Source organism: Onishia taeanensis (assembly GCF_900100755.1).
GTDB lineage: Bacteria > Pseudomonadota > Gammaproteobacteria > Pseudomonadales > Halomonadaceae > Onishia > Onishia taeanensis.
This window is the reverse complement of record NZ_FNCI01000001.1, coordinates 533,406-550,452: the sequence shown is the minus strand read 5'-3', so window position 1 is coordinate 550,452 and position 17,047 is coordinate 533,406. Positions and strand designations below refer to the sequence as shown.

The 17,047-nt window shown below is 61.4% G+C and carries 13 protein-coding genes; 4 read left to right on the top strand and 9 right to left on the bottom strand.

Translation table 11 applies throughout. From position 1 onward, the window contains the following. Positions 1-689: 689 nt before the first annotated feature. The 6 genes from prpD to BLR71_RS02535 form a co-directional block, all read right to left on the bottom strand. Positions 690-2,174, bottom strand: a complete 1,485-nt coding sequence (prpD, locus tag BLR71_RS02560; protein WP_092522742.1) for a 2-methylcitrate dehydratase — start codon at positions 2,172-2,174, stop codon at positions 690-692. Positions 2,175-2,372: 198 nt separating this feature from the next. Then, entirely contained in the window at positions 2,373-3,554 is a 1,182-nt protein-coding gene (gene prpF / locus BLR71_RS02555; RefSeq protein ID WP_092522741.1) for a 2-methylaconitate cis-trans isomerase PrpF, read from the bottom strand. Beyond that, positions 3,551-6,169 (bottom strand): Fe/S-dependent 2-methylisocitrate dehydratase AcnD, encoded by a 2,619-nt coding sequence (gene acnD / locus BLR71_RS02550; protein WP_092522739.1) that lies wholly within the window; start codon positions 6,167-6,169, stop codon positions 3,551-3,553. Before acnD ends, prpF begins: the two co-directional genes overlap by 4 nt. Before the next feature lie 154 nt (positions 6,170-6,323). Continuing rightward, positions 6,324-7,451 carry a bifunctional 2-methylcitrate synthase/citrate synthase gene (gene prpC / locus BLR71_RS02545; RefSeq protein WP_092522738.1) on the bottom strand — a complete coding sequence of 376 codons (1,128 nt, stop codon included), beginning with the start codon at positions 7,449-7,451 and terminating at the stop codon, positions 6,324-6,326. 111 nt (positions 7,452-7,562) lie between these two features. After that, positions 7,563-8,450 carry a methylisocitrate lyase gene (gene prpB, locus BLR71_RS02540; RefSeq protein WP_092522736.1) on the bottom strand — a complete coding sequence of 296 codons (888 nt, stop codon included), beginning with the start codon at positions 8,448-8,450 and terminating at the stop codon, positions 7,563-7,565. A 40-nt stretch (positions 8,451-8,490) separates the two neighbouring features. Beyond that, complete coding sequence (locus BLR71_RS02535; RefSeq protein ID WP_092522734.1) at positions 8,491-9,201, bottom strand: GntR family transcriptional regulator; 711 nt, start codon at positions 9,199-9,201, stop codon at positions 8,491-8,493. A 258-nt stretch (positions 9,202-9,459) separates the two neighbouring features. Between BLR71_RS02535 and pabB the strand changes: the two genes are divergently transcribed. Together pabB and BLR71_RS02525 are read left to right on the top strand one after the other, a co-directional pair. Further along, positions 9,460-10,815, top strand: a complete 1,356-nt coding sequence (pabB, locus tag BLR71_RS02530; protein WP_092522732.1) for an aminodeoxychorismate synthase component I — start codon at positions 9,460-9,462, stop codon at positions 10,813-10,815. A gap of 246 nt (positions 10,816-11,061) precedes the next feature. Then, on the top strand, positions 11,062-11,682 hold the full coding sequence (locus BLR71_RS02525; protein WP_092522731.1) for a phosphoadenosine phosphosulfate reductase domain-containing protein: 621 nt from the start codon (positions 11,062-11,064) through the stop codon (positions 11,680-11,682). 115 nt (positions 11,683-11,797) lie between these two features. Here BLR71_RS02525 and cysB read toward each other — a convergent pair whose 3' ends face one another. Continuing rightward, entirely contained in the window at positions 11,798-12,769 is a 972-nt protein-coding gene (gene cysB / locus BLR71_RS02520; RefSeq protein WP_092522729.1) for an HTH-type transcriptional regulator CysB, read from the bottom strand. Positions 12,770-13,067: 298 nt separating this feature from the next. On the opposite strand from cysB, the gene trxA reads away from it, so the two are divergent. After that, entirely contained in the window at positions 13,068-13,391 is a 324-nt protein-coding gene (gene trxA, locus BLR71_RS02515) for a thioredoxin (protein ID WP_092522727.1), read from the top strand. Between the two features lie 112 nt (positions 13,392-13,503). Here the strand turns inward: trxA and BLR71_RS02510 are convergent, their stop codons facing one another. Next, positions 13,504-14,601, bottom strand: coding sequence for an AI-2E family transporter (locus BLR71_RS02510; RefSeq protein WP_092522725.1), 1,098 nt, complete (start codon positions 14,599-14,601; stop codon positions 13,504-13,506). A gap of 110 nt (positions 14,602-14,711) precedes the next feature. Between BLR71_RS02510 and BLR71_RS02505 the strand changes: the two genes are divergently transcribed. Next, complete coding sequence (locus BLR71_RS02505; RefSeq protein WP_245696316.1) at positions 14,712-15,563, top strand: SIMPL domain-containing protein; 852 nt, start codon at positions 14,712-14,714, stop codon at positions 15,561-15,563. Positions 15,564-15,703: 140 nt separating this feature from the next. On the opposite strand, the gene serS is transcribed toward BLR71_RS02505, so the two are convergent. Then, a complete protein-coding gene (gene serS, locus BLR71_RS02500) occupies positions 15,704-16,981 on the bottom strand; it encodes a serine--tRNA ligase (protein WP_092522721.1) in 1,278 nt (425 codons plus the stop codon). Positions 16,982-17,047 lie beyond the last annotated feature (66 nt).

Genomic DNA, 17,047 nt, shown 5'->3' with positions numbered 1-17,047 from the left:
GGCTCAAGGTTCAAACGTCTCAAAAAATCAGCCGATATGGCTTCTTTTGACGAGTCGCTTGCCTTGAAGTATCGGTGACTGATCACCCCTTCATCGACAAGCGCCCACATGAATTATCTGATCGATTGTTAAAGAGCAGCTCCGAACTCTTAAAGAGTGGAGCATCTCGCATTTGCCTGGCCGTTTGGCCGGCGCCCTGCGAGGAAGGCGTATTCTACTGAATCGGCGGTGAATGTCAACTCGCCGCTAGTTCGCTCTAGATGACCGAGTGAACTAGCGGCGAGTTGAGCGCCGATCGAGTGGAGGAGCATTCTACCGTTTCCGGCGTTTTTGTCAATGCTCATCGACTCAAGCGAACCGAAAAACCTTAACGAAAACAAGTGCTTCCAACACTCTTTACCGCTTCCGACGTTTGCCCGTCGGCGGCAGCGGATGCGTACTTTACGGATTATCGGCGGGGCACGCAAGGGCTTTTTTGCCGCTAATATCAAAAACGGCCTAGCACCCTATTCACAAACCGCACCAGCGGCGCTATCGCTATGCCGGTCACTGAATCTAGTCCAGGCTAAGCGAACCCGCCAGATGATATCTCAGCCCCTACCTAACAATGAGCCCCTGCTATCCGGTAGCCACATATTGGTTGGACGCCCTCCTCCTTCTGACCGAATGGCGCCTGGCAGTCGATAGGCTTAGACCACGAACAGGTCCACGAAGCGATGAACGGATGTGGCCTCGAGGCGGGCCTGGTCGGTGCAAAGGGCAAAGATGTCGTTGCAGCGACGCGGCACGAAGCGGGTCGCCAGGTTAGTCTTGAACTTGTCTTCGAGCAGCGGGATACCTTCTTCACGACGCCGACGATGACCGATCGGATATTCGACGGCGACCTGCTCCGTCTTGCTACCATCCTTGAAGAACACCTGAATGGCGTTGGCGATAGAGCGCTTGTCGGCCTCGAGGTACTCGCGGGTATAGCGTGCGTCCTCGATGACCTCCATCTTGTCCCGCAATTGATCGATGATGGGGTGGTCGCGATGAAAGGCATCCTCGTAGTGCTCGGCGGTCAGTTGGCCGAAGGCCAGCGGCACGGCGGTCATGTACTGCAAACAATGATCCCGATCGGCCGGATTAGCGAGCGCGCCTACCTTGGAAATGATGCGAATCGCCGACTCGTGGGTGGTGATCACGATCCGGTCGATCTCGTCGAGCCGATCCCTGACTTGCGGATGCAGCGTAACGGCGGCTTCGCAGGCGGTTTGGGCGTGAAACTCCGCCGGGAAGGATATTTTGAACAGCACGTTCTCCATCACATAGCTGCCATAGTCCTGGCTGATGGCGAACTGACGCTGCCCTTCCGGCTTGATCTGCTGATCCTTGTTGGTCTTGGCGAACAGCACATCATAGAAGCCCCACTGAGGCGCGCTAAGCACCCCGGGAATTCCCATTTCGCCGCGCATGGCGATATCGGCCAAGCGCACGGCACGAGATGTTGCATCACCAGCGGCCCAGGACTTACGCGAGCCGGCATTGGGCGCGTGGCGGTACGTGCGCAGACTCTGCCCGTCGACGAAGGCATGTGACAGCGCAGACAGCAGCTGCTCTCGATCAGCCCCCATCAGCTTGGCGACCACCGCCGTGGAGGCCACCTTGACCAGCACCACGTGGTCGAGCCCGACGCGATTGAAAGAGTTCTCCAGCGCCATCACGCCCTGGATTTCGTGGGCCATGACCATCGCCTCGAGCACTTCGCGCATGGTCACCGGTTGACGGCCATCGGCCACCCGCTGCTGCGACAGGTGATCGGCGACGGCGAGAATCCCGCCCAGGTTATCCGAGGGGTGTCCCCATTCGGCGGCCAGCCAGGTGTCGTTGTAGTCGAGCCAGCGAATGATGCAACCGATATCCCAGGCGGCCTTGACCGGGTCAAGGCGGAAGGACGTGCCCGGCACCCTTGCCCCATGTAGCACCGTTGTGCCCTCGACCAAGGGCCCCAAATGCTTGGTGCACTCCGGGAAGCGCAGCGCCAGCAGGCCACAGCCGAGCGTGTCCATCAGGCAGTTGCGCGCCGTCTCCAGGGCCTCGGTGCTGTCGATACGATAGCCAAGTACATAGTCGGCGATCCGTTGCAGCTCGGCATCATAATCCGGACGAACATTGGCTTCTGCGGTGGCATCCATGGCAGTTGCTCCTTATCTCTGGCGGGTCACACGTTATTGCTGACCACTTCACTAGATCACTTCACTATAGGTAAGGGTGACAATCCAGGCGTGAGAGGGCGGCGAAAAGGAATGCACCAAGCCGGCCACTGGGCGACAGCTCCGCTCTCGACACTCAAGGGCGACACTCGTCAGCCAGGCACTCCGTTCAAAAACGGATCAGAAGCTGTCGCCGGGCACGCGAACGAAGCCCTCCATCAGCACGCGTGCGCTGCGGCTCATGACGGCCTGATCGATCACCCAGCGACCGTCCACCAGGCTCGCTTCGGCACCCACCCGCAGGGTGCCGGAGGGATGACCGAAGGTCACCGCCGTCCGCTTGCCGCCGCCGGCCGCCAGGTTGACCAGCGTTCCTTCGATAGCCGCCGCCGAGGCAATGGCCACCGCCGCGGTGCCCATCATGGCGTGATGGAGCTTGCCCATGGAGAGCGCGCGCACCCTAAGATCGATATCGTCTGCCTCGACCGACTTACCACTCGAGGCGGTGTAGCTGGCCGGTGGCGCCACGAAGGCCACCTTGGGCGTGTGCTGCCGATTAGCTGCCTCGCCAAGCTCCTTGATCAGCCCCATCCGCAAGGCTCCGTGGGCACGGATGGTCTCGAACATTTCAAGTGCCCGGGGGTCGCCGTTGATTGCCTCCTGGAGTTCGCTGCCGGAGTAGCCAAGATCAGACGCGTTGATGAACACAGTGGGAATGCCAGCGTTGATCATCGTCGCCTGGATACGGCCTCCCGGCACCACATCGCCCGGCACTTCCAGTTCATCGACCAGGTGGCCGGTCGGGAAGATGGCCCCCTCACCGTCTGCGGGGTCCTTGAAGGCCACCGGCACCTCGGCCGCCGGGAAGGTCACGCCATCGAGCTCGAAGTCACCGACCTCCTGCACCTGGCCATCGGTGATAGGCACCCGCGAGACAATGGTCTTGCCGATATTGACCTGCCAGATGCGCACCTCGACCACCCCGTTCTCGGGAATGCGCGCGGGGTCGATGAGGCCGTTGCTGACCGCGAACGGGCCTACGGCGGCGGATAGATTGCCGCAGTTACCGCTCCAGTCGACGAATGGCTTGTCGATCGAGACCTGGCCGAACAGATAGTCAACGTCATGCTCAGGGCTGTCGCTCTTGGACAGGATCACCGTTTTGCTGGTACTGGAGGTCGCCCCGCCCATGCCGTCAATCTGCTTCTGATAGGGATCCGGGCTGCCGATGACCCGCAGCAAGAGACGGTCGCGCGCCTCGCCCGGCTGGCGTGCCGCCTCGGGCAGATCCTGAAGGCGGAAGAAGACCCCTTTACTGGTACCGCCACGCATATAGGTTGCGGGGATGCGGATCTGGTTCATGCGTTCTCTACCTCCGCGGTTTCCAGGAAGTCCTGGGCGAAGCGCTGCAGCACGCCGCCGGCCGAATAAATGGACACTTCCTCGGCGGTATCCAAGCGACACGTCACCGGCACCCTTTCCACTTCGCCGTTCTGGCGGTGAATCATGAGCTCGAGGGTGGCTTGCGGTGACAGCGTGCCCTCGACGTCATAGACCTCGGTGCCGTCGAGTTTGAGCGTATGGCGGGTGGTGCCCTCTTCGAATTGCAGAGGCATCACCCCCATGCCAATCAGGTTGGTGCGATGGATGCGCTCGAACCCCTCGGCGACGATAGCCTCGACACCGGCGAGCGCCACCCCCTTGGCCGCCCAGTCACGGGACGAGCCTTGCCCGTAGTCCGCGCCGGCGACGATGATCAAGGGCTGCTTGCGCGACATGTAGGTCTCGATGGCCTCCCACATCCGCGTGACCTTCCCTTCCGGCTCGATCCGCGCCAGAGAACCCTGCCTGACCTTGCCGGCCTCGTCCCGCACCATCTCGTTGAACAGCTTGGGATTGGCGAAGGTGGCACGCTGCGCGGTCAAATGATCACCGCGGTGGGTCGCGTAGGAGTTGAAGTCCTCCTCCGGCAGGCCCATCTTCGCCAGGTACTCGCCCGCGGCGCTATCCGCCATGATGGCGTTCGACGGCGACAAATGATCGGTGGTGATATTGTCCGGCAAGACCGCCAAGGGCCGCATGCCCTTGAGGTTCTTCTTGCCGACCATCCCCCCCTCCCAATAGGGCGGACGACGGATGTAGGTACTCTGGGCACGCCAGTCGTAGAGCGGGCTGACCTGGGCGCTAGCGCCCTTGTCCACATCGAACATCGGGATATAGGTCTGGCGGAACTGCTCAGGCTTGACGCTCTGCTTGACGATGGCGTCGATTTCCTCGTCGGCGGGCCAGATGTCCTTGAGGGTGATCGGCTTACCGTCCTGATCGTAACCCAGCGCATCCTTCTCGATATCGAAGCGGATGGTCCCTGCGATGGCGTAGGCCACCACCAGCGGCGGCGAGGCCAGGAAGGCCTGCTTGGCATAAGGATGAATGCGGCCATCGAAGTTACGGTTGCCGGAGAGTACCGCCGTGGAATAGAGATCCCGGTCGACGATTTCCTGCTGGATGACGGGGTCCAGCGCGCCGGACATGCCGTTGCAGGTGGTACAGGCAAAGGCCACCACGCCAAAGCCGAGATCTTCGAGTTCAGGCAGCAGCTTGGCCTCCTCCAGGTACATCTTCACGGTCTTGGACCCAGGGGCCAGGGAGCTCTTCACCCAGGGCTTGCGCGTCAGGCCGAGCCGATTGGCATTACGGGCGATCAGGCCTGCGGCGACCATGTTGCGCGGATTACTGGTATTGGTGCAGCTGGTGATGGCGGCGATGATCACCGCGCCGTCAGGCAGCTTGCCCGCCTTCTCTTCCGCCTGCGCCTTGTCCAGGTCGACGGCGATACCGCGCTTGGCAAGTTCAGAGGTCGGCAAATGGGCATGGGGGTTAGACGGGCCCGCCAGGGTGCGATTGACCGAGGAAAGATCAAAGCTCAGCAGGCGCTCGTACTCGGCGCTCTTCAGGCTCTCGGCCCACAGGCCCGTTTCCTTTGCATACCTTTCGACCAGCGCTACCTGATCGTCGTCGCGACCGGTGAGCTTCAGATAATCAATGGTCTGATCATCGATGTAGAACATCGCTGCCGTGGCGCCATACTCCGGCGTCATGTTGGAGATGGTGGCTCTATCGCCAACGGTCAGCGCCTCGGAGCCTTCGCCGAAGAACTCCAGGTAGGCACCGACCACCCGCTCCTGGCGCAGGAACTCGGTCAGCGCCAGCACCATGTCCGTACTGGTGATGCCTGACTTGAGCTTGCCCACAAGCTTCACACCGACGATATCCGGCAGACGCATCATGGAGGCGCGACCCAGCATGACGCTCTCGGCCTCGAGGCCGCCCACGCCTACGGAAATCACCCCCAGCGCATCCACCATCGGCGTGTGGCTGTCGGTGCCGACGCAGGTATCCGGGAAAGCTACGCCGCCTCGCTTCTGCACCACTGGCGACATCTTCTCCAGATTGATCTGGTGCATGATGCCGTTGCCGGGCGGGATCACATCAACGTTCTCGAACGCCGTCTTGGTCCAGTTGATGAAGTGGAAGCGGTCATCGTTGCGACGATCCTCGATGGCCCGGTTCTGGGCAAAGGCATCCTTCTCGAAACCGGCATGCTCGACGGCCAGGGAGTGATCGACGATCAACTGGGTGGGCACTACCGGGTTGACCTTGGCCGGGTCCCCGCCCTTCTCGGCGATGGCATCGCGCAGGCCGGCAAGGTCGACCAGGGCCGTCTGCCCGAGAATGTCGTGACACACCACACGGGCCGGATACCAGGGGAAGTCTAGGTCACGCCGGCGCTCGATCAGCTGGTTGAGCGAATCGGTCAACGCGGCCGGCTCGCAGCGGCGCACCAGCTGCTCGGCCAGCACCCGCGAGGTATAAGGAAGGGTGTCGTAGGCACCGGGCTTGATGTCATCGACAGCCGCGCGGGCATCGAAATACTCAAGAGAGGTGCCGGGTAAGGGCTTGCGGTATTCAGTGTTCATGGCGTGACCACCCTCGGATCGGGTCGTGGACATGGAAAGAGGCGACAGAGAAGGTCTTGTCTAGCCGGGGACAAGGCGATGCGAGAGGCCTACGCCATGGAGGGCGACGATAGCGCCCTCGCAAAGGCTTGCACCTCGGTGACGTGGGTCAGCGTCAGTCACGCGCCTCGATCGGTAACCAATCGCACTTCTCCGGCCCGATGTAATCAGCGCTGGGGCGGATGATGCGATTGTTCTCGCGCTGCTCGAAGACATGGGCGCACCAGCCGGTGACGCGCGAGCAGACGAAGATCGGTGTAAACAGCTTGGTCGGGATGCCCATGAAGTGGTAGGCGCTGGCATGAAAGAAGTCCGCGTTGCAAAACAGCTTCTTCTCCCGCCACATGACCGCTTCGACACGCTCGGACACCGGATAGAGCACGCTGTCGCCGACATCCTCGGCGAGTTTCCGGGACCACCGCTTGATCAGGTCATTACGCGGATCGGAATCACGGTAGATGGCATGGCCAAAGCCCATGATCTTATCCTTGCGCGCCAGCATGCCCATGATCTCGCGCTCGGCCTCTTCCGGGCTCTGCCAGTTCTCGATCATCGCCATTGCCGCCTCGTTGGCACCGCCATGCAGCGGGCCTCTCAAGGTGCCAATCGCCCCGGTCACACAGGAATGCATGTCCGACAGCGTCGAGGCGCAGACCCGGGCATTGAAGGTCGAGGCATTGAATTCGTGCTCGGCATACAGGATCAACGACACGTTCATGACCCGGGCATGTAGCTCGGAGGCCGGCTCGTCGCGCAATAGATGCAGGAAGTGCCCGCCCACCGACGCATCATCGGTCACGGTATCAATGCGCACGCCCTCATGCGTGAAGCGGTACCAGTAGCAGATGATCGACGGCAGCGCCGCCAACAGCCGATCCGCCACATCCTGCTGCTCGTCGAAGCTTTGCTCGGTCTCCAGGTTGCCAAGCATGGATGCCCCGGTACGCATCACATCCATCGGATGGGCGTCGGCGGGGATCTGCTCGAGTACCTTCTTCAAGGCATCGGGCAGCGCGCGCAGCCCCTTGAGCTTGGTGACATAGGCATCGAGCTCAGCCTGGTTCGGCAGCTTGCCCTTGAGCAGCAGGTAGGCGACTTCCTCGAAGCGCGCATGCTCGGCCAAATCGTGGATATCGTAACCGCGATAGGTAAGCCCAGAGCCGCTCTTGCCCACGGTGCACAGGGCCGTGCTGCCCGCACTCTGGCCGCGCAGACCCGCGCCTGCCTTGGGTTGTTCTGCCATGACGTGTCTCCTACTGGCGTGTAATCGGTATTGTCGTTTTTGTCTGAATAGATGCTGTCGTGATGAATGTGCTCATAACCGGCCTCGCCTTTATGACGGCGAGGCGCCGTATCAGTCCTGACTCTTGTCTGCGAAGAGCGCATCCAGCTTCTTCTCGAAGCGGTGATAGTCGAGGAAGTCATAGAGTTCATCACGGGTTTGCATGATGTCGACCACGTCGCGCTGATGCCCGTTGTCGGCGATGCTCTGATAGACCTGTAGCGCCGCGGCATTCATGGCGCGAAACGCCGACAGCGGATACAGCACCATGCGACAGCCCACTTCGCCGAGCTCCTGCTGGCTGAACAGCGGCGTGGCACCGAACTCGGTGATGTTGGCAAGAATCGGCGCCTTCACCCTGTCGCAGAAGGCTCGGTAGTCATCGAGGCTGTGCACCGCCTCGGCGAAGATGGCATCGGCCCCGGCCTCGATACAGGCATTGGCCCGGTCGATGGCCGCCTCGAGCCCCTCTTTCTGGAAGGCATCGGTGCGGGCTATCAGATAGAAGTCCGGATCCAGGCGCGCATCGGCGGCAGCCTTGATGCGGTCGACCATTTCCTCCTTGGAGACGATGGCCTTGTTGGGCCGATGGCCACAGCGCTTCTGTGCCACCTGATCTTCAAGGTGTACGGCCGCCACCCCGGCACGCTGCATCTCTTTGACGGTACGCTCGATATTGAAGGCACCGCCCCAGCCGGTATCGATATCCACCAGCAGTGGCAGATCGGTGGCGGCGGTGATGCGCCGCGCATCCTCGACCACGTCGTTCATGGTCGTCATGCCAAGATCGGGCAGGCCAAAGGAAGCGTTAGCCACCCCACCACCGGACAGATAAATGGCCTGATGGCCGACTCGCTGCGCCATCAACGCCGTATAGGCGTTAATAGTGCCGAGGATCGGCAGCGGCTGATGGGCCTCGAGGGCGGCACGAAAGCGTGCACCGGGAGTGAGGGGGGTCATGGTGATCTCCTGTCTAAGAAAGCGCCCCGGGCAACCATGGTCACTGGGACTGCGTGGATTCCTGGTCGAGAATGGCCGCATAGCGCTCGGCGACGTTGGCTCTCGAGGCGCTGACGTGGCGCCTCATCAACAGCTCGGATAGCTCTGCGTCACCGGCCTCGATGGCATCGACGATGCGATGGTGCTCGACGAAGGCGCGCTGCGGACGGCTGCCACTGGCACTGAACTGGGTACGATAGAGTCGAACCAGGTAATAAAGGTCATCGCAGAGAATCGTCATCAGCATGCGATTGTGACTGCCCTGCACGATCCGATAATGAAAATCGAGATCCCCTTCCCGCTGGAAGTAGGCCTCGCCGCGACGCAGATCGGCCTGACGCTCGTGAACGTCCAGCACCTCGCGCAGGCCGGCGATCTCGTCGGCGGTCATGTGCTCGGCGGCAAGCCTGGCAGCCATGCTTTCCAGCGCCTCGCGCACATCGAACAACTCGATCAACTCCTTCATCGAGAGCTTGACCACTCGCGCTCCGACGTGGGGCACGCGCTCGATCAGTCGATGCGTTTCGAGCCTGCGCATGGCTTCACGCAGCGGACCACGGGAAATACCGTAAGCCTTGGAGAGGCCCGGCTCGGTAATCTTGCTGCCCGGTGCTAGGTCGCCGCGCACGATAGCGGTCTGCAACTGATTGAAGACTCGCTCTGCCAGAGTGCGCACTTCCGGGGTCGCGAGATTCGATGAAGAGGTTGTCATGGTAATTGTCGACAATTAAATGATAAAAGGAACTTTAGCCAGCGGCCGGGATAGGGTCAATAGGCATTCGCCGCGCATTGACTACACCTTTTGGCGTACAGCCAAAGAGGCTCACCCAGCCTGTTGTCGACAATATTACCAGAGATGATCGCATGACGCCGAGTGATGGCTGACATGGCACGAACGTGGATAACGCATTAGGGACAAAAGGCGTCATGGCCCCTAGAATGTGGCGCTCGTTGAGGAAAAGCACACCCCATGAGTTCACGACTGGAAATCACACCGCTGCCCTATCAAGCGGACCCGCTTGGCTATTTTGCGCCGCTACGCGCACGTCGTGGCGCCGTTTTGCTGGATAGCGGACGCCCTCATGGCCCGGGCGGGCGTTATGACATCATCAGCGCCGAACCGATCGGCCTGATGAGCGTCAATGCCGCGGGCCACGTCAGCTCAGACAGCGATACGCCGCTGCCTGACGAGCCCATTGCCGCTCAGAAAACGCTGCTATCACGGCTCGATGTCGAGGCTCCCGAGAGCGAACTTCCCTTCCTGGGCGGTCTGATCGGATATTGGAGCTACGACTTCGGCCGCTGCCTGGAGCCGGTCAACGGCAATGCCAAAGAGGCCGTCGACCTGCCCTGGAGCCGCATCGGTCTCTATGACTGGGCGATCATTCAGGACCATGCCCGGCGGGAGTCGTTCCTGGTGGCCGATCAGCGTCGCCGCGCACAGGTACAAACCTGGCTGGACGCCGCCCCCCCTGCCACGACGCCCTTCGCGATCACCGCCCCGTTCGCGGGCGAGCAGGACCGGGAGGGGTATGGTGAGCGCTTTCGCGCCGTACAGCGCTACATTCATGCCGGCGACTGCTATCAGATCAATCTGACCCAGCGCTTTAGCGCCCCCTTCCGTGGCGATCTCTGGCAGGCCTATTTGCGGCTGCGCCAGGCCACGCCCACGCCTTTTGCCGGCTTCATGGCCTGGGACGACAAGGCCGTGCTGTCGCTGTCACCGGAGCGTTTCCTGCAGTGCCATGCCGGCCGCGTCGAGGCACGCCCCATCAAGGGCACCAGACCCAGAGGCGACACCCCCGAGCAGGATGCGGCCCTGGCACAGGCGCTCAAGACCAGTGCCAAGGATCGCGCCGAAAACGTGATGATCGTCGACCTGCTGCGTAACGACCTGGGGCGGGCCTGCGCACCGGGGAGCGTCAAGGTACCTCAGCTATGCGGCCTCGAGAGCTACGCCAACGTCCACCACCTGGTCAGCGTGGTCGAGGGCCGCCTGGCCGATGATCAAACACCGCTGGATATTCTGGCGGTCGCCTTCCCCGGCGGATCCATCACCGGCGCACCCAAGGTTCGCGCCATGCAGATCATCGACGAACTGGAGCCCAGCCGGCGCAGCGTCTATTGCGGAAGCCTTGGCTATATCGACCAGCGCGGACACATGGACACCTCGATCGCCATCCGTACCGCGGTGGCCAGTGGCGGCCAGTTGCACCTGTGGGGCGGCGGTGGCCTGGTCGCGGACTCACAAGAAGATGCCGAATACCTCGAGACCCTGGACAAGATTCGCCACCTTCTCACGGCACTGAGCGACCAAGCGCCATAATGAAAACGCTATGACTAGCGCCAGCCTCGCCACACCAGCACCGAAAGGTCCATGCGCTAGGTCTATGCGCCAGGTCTGTGCGACAGCTCGATTCGATAGCACCCACCATTCTAACGACGCCCTGAATTACGATCATTTCGCTATATAAGAACCGAACCAATCAGTATTGGGGCCAAGGGCAGACGATTTGCTAGGGTAGCGCCATTATCGGAACACCTTTTGGTTGCTCATTATTTCGGAGGCCCCATGGACTTTGACATCGATGCCATCAATCGCGACCTCGGCCAGGACCCTGAGGCCCTGACGCGCTGGGCGCTGAGCCTTGAGAAGCATGCTATCTGCACCACCAACTTCCGCCCCTTCGAAGCGGTCATCCTGCATATGGTGACCCAGGTTCAGCCGGACATTCCGGTGGTCTGGATGGACTCGGGCTATAACACCGAGGCCACCTATCGCTTCGCCGATGAGGTCATCAAGCGGCTAAATCTGAACCTGGTGAGCTACCTGCCCAAGCGCACCCGGGCGCACCGCGAGGCGCTGGAAGGCGCTATGCCGACCATCGACGACCCGCGCCATGCCGCCTTCACCGAGGAGGTCAAGCTGGAGCCCTTCACTCGGGCCCTGCGCGAAATGGCGCCCCAGGTCTGGCTGACCGCGCTGCGCGCCGAGGACACGCCGGAACGCGCCAAGATGCAGCCGGTATCGATCAACGACGACGGCCTGATCAAGGTCGCCCCGGTATTGCACTGGAGCGCCAAGGACATGTACGAGTATCTGGTGAAGCACGACCTGCCCAATAACTTCGACTACTTCGACCCCACCAAGGTGGAAGACAAGCGCGAGTGTGGGCTGCACCTGCAGCACTGATCGCCTGACATTTGCGGGTTAAACCGTGACAGATACGAGAAGGCCCCGATAGCGAACGCTATCGGGGCCTTCTGTATGTGGCTATGTCAGGCGGTTTGGCCAGCCAGACGAACGCTCAGCGCACCGGCAAATCGATTTGGGCGAACAGCTCCTGCTCATGACGCGGCCCCGCCGCCAGGGCGGCCTCTACCAGGTCACGGTCGAGGTGCGCTGCAAAGCCCTGCACAAAGTCGAACATGAAGCCGCGCATGAAGGTGCCCCGACGAATGCCGATCTTGGTGGTAGAGCTTTCGAATAGGTGGCTGGCATCCAACGCCACCAGATCCTCATCGGCCTCGGGGTCGACCGCCATGTGCGCGACGATACCCACGCCAAGACCGAGCCGGACATAGGTCTTGATGACATCGGCATCCGCGGCCGTGAGCACCACATTGGGGGTCAAATTCTGGGCACTGAAGGCATCATCGAGCTGCGAGCGGCCAGTGAAGCCGAAGACGTAGGTCACCAGCGGGTACTCTGCCAGCCCCTCGAGGGTCAGCTTACCGGCTTCGGCTAGCGGATGCCCCTTCGGCACCAATACGCAGCGATTCCAGCGGTAACAAGGCAGTAGCACCAGATCATTGAAGAGCTCCAGCGACTCGGTGCAAATGGCGAAATCGGCCTGCCCTTCGCTGACCATTTCGGCAATCTGCTTGGGCGTGCCCTGCTGCATGTGCAGGGCCACCTCCGGATACTTGCGAGTGAACTCGCCGATCACTGGCGGCAACGCATAGCGCGCCTGGGTATGGGTGGTCGCGATCGACAGGCTACCCCGGCGCTCGTTGCTATGCTCCTGGGCAACCTGCTTGATGTTGTCGGTGGTGCGCAGCACCTGCCCCGCCAGATCGATGATTGCACGACCGGCGGGCGTCACCCGAGTCAGGTGCTTGCCGCTGCGGGCAAAGATCTCGACGCCCAGCTCATCCTCCAGCAGGCGGATCTGCTTGGAGATGCCCGGCTGCGAGGTAAAGAGGCTCTGCGCCGTAGCCGAGACATTGAGATTGTGGCGCGTGACCTCCCAGACGTAACGCAGTTGCTGCAGCTTCATCCCCGAAACACTCCTTATTTCCACGCCGTTCGCTCGGCCACCAGCCTGATATCGCCGATCCATGACCCACGGTTTTAATACCGCTAGGCAATAACATAATGTAGCATGATTACTTTATGCTATAAGAATAGCATACAAAAATGTTCCGAGAGAATGTAGCGCCGATGCCACCGTCATTACGGATCGCTATCGATCTTATTGAGGAACAGGCATTTGCCAGCGGCCCCAGCGGCCGCTACCATCATCGGACTAAGCTGAAAAAACGCGCGTTTCACGCGTAATGCAACAGGAGAATTACATGGCCAACAACGTCGATGTCACGACTGCCAACTTCGAGCAGGAAGTCCTCAAGGCCGATAAGCCGGTCCTGCTGAAGTTCTGGGCGCCCTGGTGCGGCCCCTGCAAAATGATGGCGCCGGTGGTGGATGAAGTCGCCGACGAGCGCACCGACAATGTGAAGGTCGTGAGCGTCAACGTAGACGATGCGCCGGATATTGCTGCCGAGCACGGCGTGCGCGGTGTGCCGACCGTGATGCTATTCAAATCTGGCGCCAAGGTGGCCTCACTGGTCGGCGCCCAGTCCAAGTCGCAGCTAGAGCAGTTCCTCGACCAGAACGCCTGATAACGCGCCCAGCGTCATCATGCTTGTTCCAACGCCCTGGCTGTGCCGGGGCGTTGTCGTTTAAGGCACTGGGTTTAAGACAACTGGGTAGCTTGCCATGTCGCCACAATGCTCAGGCGTCTGCCTGAGGCGTTTGCCCTCCTCCGGATGCCGTTACCGGTCGTTCATGGGCCGGTCCTAGCAAACGGGCCATCCAGCGCGTCTGCGGATGGCTGTCCAGCGCGATCTTCAAGGTCATCGTCAGCAGCACGGACAACAGCAAGCCCCCGGTTCCCAATATCCAGCCCCACACGACCAGTGACAGGAAGGCGACGAAGGTCGACAGACCCAGGGCTCGCCCCATGACCCGGGGTTCGACCAAGTTGCCAAGCACGAAGTTAATGCCCAGATAGCTTCCCGCCAGCAGCATTGCCGGAAAGACCCCGCCCTGGGGCGAGACCAGCAGTAGCAGAACGGGTGGAACGGCCGCCAGCACCGACCCGATGTTGGGTATGTAGTTCAGCCCGAAAGCGAGCGTCGCCCACAGCAGCGGGAAGTCGACGCTCAGTATCTTGCAGGAAATCCACACCAGCACGCCGGTCACCAGGCTGATCAACGTCTTTACTGCCAGGTAACGCTTCAGCGTCAGACTGAACTCATTGAAGCGCTGAAGGCTAGGCGCCGGATTCAGCAGGGCCTGGGAGACTTTCTCCCGAAAGTTGAGGGTTTCGAACAGCAGAAAAACCACCAGCAGCGCAACGATCAGGCTCTGCATGAGCACGTTACCGACCTCGCCCAGCAGAGCGGGAATCAGCTGGGTAGCCTGAGTCGGGTCTAGCCATTCCGAGAAGCGCTCAGGACGAATCGATACGCCCATGCCGGCGAGCCAGTTGAGAATGCTCAGGTAATGATCATAGAGCTGCGACTCGAGTCCCGGCAGCTCCTCGGCAAAGGTATTCACGCTATTGACCAGCAATAGGCCCAACAGGCTTAGTAGCAGGCCAATCACCAACAGCGTCAGCCATACCGACATCCGCAGCCCTACGCCTCGACGATGCAGCCAGTGAACCGGCGAGGTGCAGATCACGGCGATGAACAGCGACAGCAGCAGCGGCACCAGCAGGCTGGCCCCAAGTTTCATGCCGCCGATGATGACCACCAGGGCGGCCAGCGCCAGCGTCAGATTAAGCGGAATGGTACTTGCCGCCTCGTCGATATCCTCGTCGTTCATGAGTCCTTCCCGGGAATCTGCTTATGCTGGATGATAAAAGGAGTGTACCGGCTCGCCACTGCCTGTACACAATCATCGGACGAGATATCGACAAACTGCACGGAGGTTGCATGCTTTCCCATACTACCCAACGAACTCAAACGAGCCCCAAAGCGCTCAATCGTCGCCGGCTTCCAGGCCGTGGCCCCTGCATGGGCTTCAGTCTCGGCCTGCTGCTGGCGGCCTGCATGACGATGAGCTCCACCGCCGCGGCCCATCAGCCAGCGCCCCATGAGCAACCCCAGGGGCGGCTCACGGTATCGGCCCACCACACCCTGGAGGTAGCGCCCAACATGGCAACGCTGTCTGCCCGCCTGTGGGAGCGCACCCCCGTGCGCGCCGTCGACTCGGCGCGAGAAGCCAGTCCCGAAGCCCTGAGTGAAGCACGCAGCCGGCTCGAAGACCGCATGGGCGAGCTGATCCGCACACTCGAGGCCACCGGCCTGCCGCGAAACGCCATTCAGGCCGGCTCGCTCTCAGTCCAGCCAAGCTATGTACAGGGGCCGGTCTACGCCGATGGGCAGCCGGATCGCCGGGTGCGGACCCAGCTGACCCGACCGATTACTGTGACGCTCGATGATCTCGAGGCCCTGCCGGACCTCCTCGACGCCCTAACCACGGCCAGCGTCGACTCTCTGGACGGCGTCAGCTACGACCTTAAGGATCGCACGGCGGCAAGCGATGAGGCGCTGGGCCTTGCCATCGACCGGGCCAAGGCCAAAGCCGCCTTGATGGCTGAACGCCTCGATATCCGCCTGGGGCGCGTCCTGCAGGTTCAAGAGACGCAGATGCCAAGCTTCCAGCCACAGATGATGATGCGCGCAAGCGATGCATCGGCCAAGGAGATGACATCAGAGTATCGCCCAGGCCAGATTGAGATCGACGCCGAAGTCGCGGTGCATTGGGCCATCGCCGACGAATGATGCGCGGCTAGAACATCAACCAAAGTCCAGCGGCGGCTGGCAAGATGCACAAGGCCCCGACGGCACTGCCATCGGGGCCTTGCTATCTCTCGCTGAGTGTTCTCAATGGGAGCGTTCCCCATGGTCCCTTCTCAACGCGCTCAGCCGTTGATCACTTCTAGGCCGCCCATGTAGGGGCGCAGCGCCTCGGGCACCAGGATGGAACCGTCGGCCTGCTGATTGTTCTCGAGCACCGCCAGCAGACAGCGGCCCACCGCGAGCCCGGAGCCGTTGAGGGTATGCAGGAGCTGCGGCTTCTTCTGATCCGGGTGGCGGAAACGGGCCTGCATGCGGCGCGCCTGGAAGTCCTCGCAGTTGGAAATCGAGGAAATTTCCCGATAGGTATCCTGGCTCGGCAGCCAGACTTCCAGATCGTAGGTCTTGGTCGCCCCGAAGCCCATATCCCCGGTGCACAGAGTGACGACGCGATACGGCAGGCCCAGCGCCTGCAGCAGCGCTTCGGCGTGGCCGCGCATTTCTTCGAGCGCCTCATAGCTCTTGTCGGGCTCGACCATCTGCACCATCTCGACCTTGTCGAACTGGTGCTGACGAATCATGCCGCGCGTATCACGCCCGTGTGAGCCGGCCTCGCTGCGAAAGCAGGGGGTGTGCGCCGTCAGACGTACCGGCAAAGATTTGTAGTCGAGAATCTCATCCCGAGCGAAGTTGGTCAGCGGCACCTCGGCGGTGGGAATCAGGTAATAGTCCTGATCGCCTTCGAGGCGAAACAGGTCTTCACCAAACTTGGGCAACTGGCCGGTGCCGGTCAGCGAGTCGGCGTTGACCATATAAGGGACATAGCACTCTTCGTAGCCATGCGCCTCGGTCTGAGTGTCGAGCATGAATTGGGCGAGCGCCCGGTGCAGTTTGGCAATTGGGCCACGCATCACCGCGAAGCGCGAACCGGTCAGCTTGGACGCCATGTCGAAGTCCAGATAGCCGTGCTTGCCGCCAAGATCGACGTGATCCTTGACCTCGAAATCGAAGTCACGCGGCGTCCCCCAGCGATGGAGCTCGACGTTGTCGTCTTCGCTCGCGCCTTCCGGCACGCTGTCGTGAGGCAAGTTGGGTAGCGCTGAAGTCAGGGCCTCCCACTCTTCCTGCAGCGTCGCCAGCGCCTTCTTGGCCGCATCCAGCCGATCGCCCAGATCACTGACTTCGGCCAGCAGTGGCTCGATGTCTTGACCCTCGGACTTGGCCTTGCCGATTGCCTTGGAGCGCGAGTTGCGCTCGCTCTGAAGCTGTTCGGTCTGGGTCTGCAATTCGCGGCGCTTAGACTCCAGCGACTCGAGTTGGGCGGTATCGAGAGTGAAGCCACGCTTGGCCAGTCGTTGGGCAACCTGGTCGAGGTCACCACGCAGCAGTTTTGGATCGAGCATGGAATCCTGTCCGTCACAGTCAATGAAAGGGCAATGTCGCCAGCAGGCGCTTATTGTAGGGAAAAG

Excerpts from the sequence above, each read along its gene's own strand:
- acnD (WP_092522739.1), bottom strand. The coding sequence starts at position 6,169 with ATGAACACTGAATACCGCAAGCCCTTACCCGGCACCTCTCTTGAGTAT.
- trxA (WP_092522727.1), top strand. The coding sequence starts at position 13,068 with ATGGCCAACAACGTCGATGTCACGACTGCCAACTTCGAGCAGGAAGTC.
- serS (WP_092522721.1), bottom strand. The coding sequence starts at position 16,981 with ATGCTCGATCCAAAACTGCTGCGTGGTGACCTCGACCAGGTTGCCCAA.
- prpF (WP_092522741.1), bottom strand. The coding sequence starts at position 3,554 with ATGAACCAGATCCGCATCCCCGCAACCTATATGCGTGGCGGTACCAGT.
- prpD (WP_092522742.1), bottom strand. The coding sequence starts at position 2,174 with ATGGATGCCACCGCAGAAGCCAATGTTCGTCCGGATTATGATGCCGAG.
- prpB (WP_092522736.1), bottom strand. The coding sequence starts at position 8,450 with ATGACCCCCCTCACTCCCGGTGCACGCTTTCGTGCCGCCCTCGAGGCC.
- cysB (WP_092522729.1), bottom strand. The coding sequence starts at position 12,769 with ATGAAGCTGCAGCAACTGCGTTACGTCTGGGAGGTCACGCGCCACAAT.
- BLR71_RS02505 (WP_245696316.1), top strand. The coding sequence starts at position 14,712 with ATGCTTTCCCATACTACCCAACGAACTCAAACGAGCCCCAAAGCGCTC.
- prpC (WP_092522738.1), bottom strand. The coding sequence starts at position 7,451 with ATGGCAGAACAACCCAAGGCAGGCGCGGGTCTGCGCGGCCAGAGTGCG.
- BLR71_RS02510 (WP_092522725.1), bottom strand. The coding sequence starts at position 14,601 with ATGAACGACGAGGATATCGACGAGGCGGCAAGTACCATTCCGCTTAAT.
- BLR71_RS02535 (WP_092522734.1), bottom strand. The coding sequence starts at position 9,201 with ATGACAACCTCTTCATCGAATCTCGCGACCCCGGAAGTGCGCACTCTG.
- pabB (WP_092522732.1), top strand. The coding sequence starts at position 9,460 with ATGAGTTCACGACTGGAAATCACACCGCTGCCCTATCAAGCGGACCCG.
- BLR71_RS02525 (WP_092522731.1), top strand. The coding sequence starts at position 11,062 with ATGGACTTTGACATCGATGCCATCAATCGCGACCTCGGCCAGGACCCT.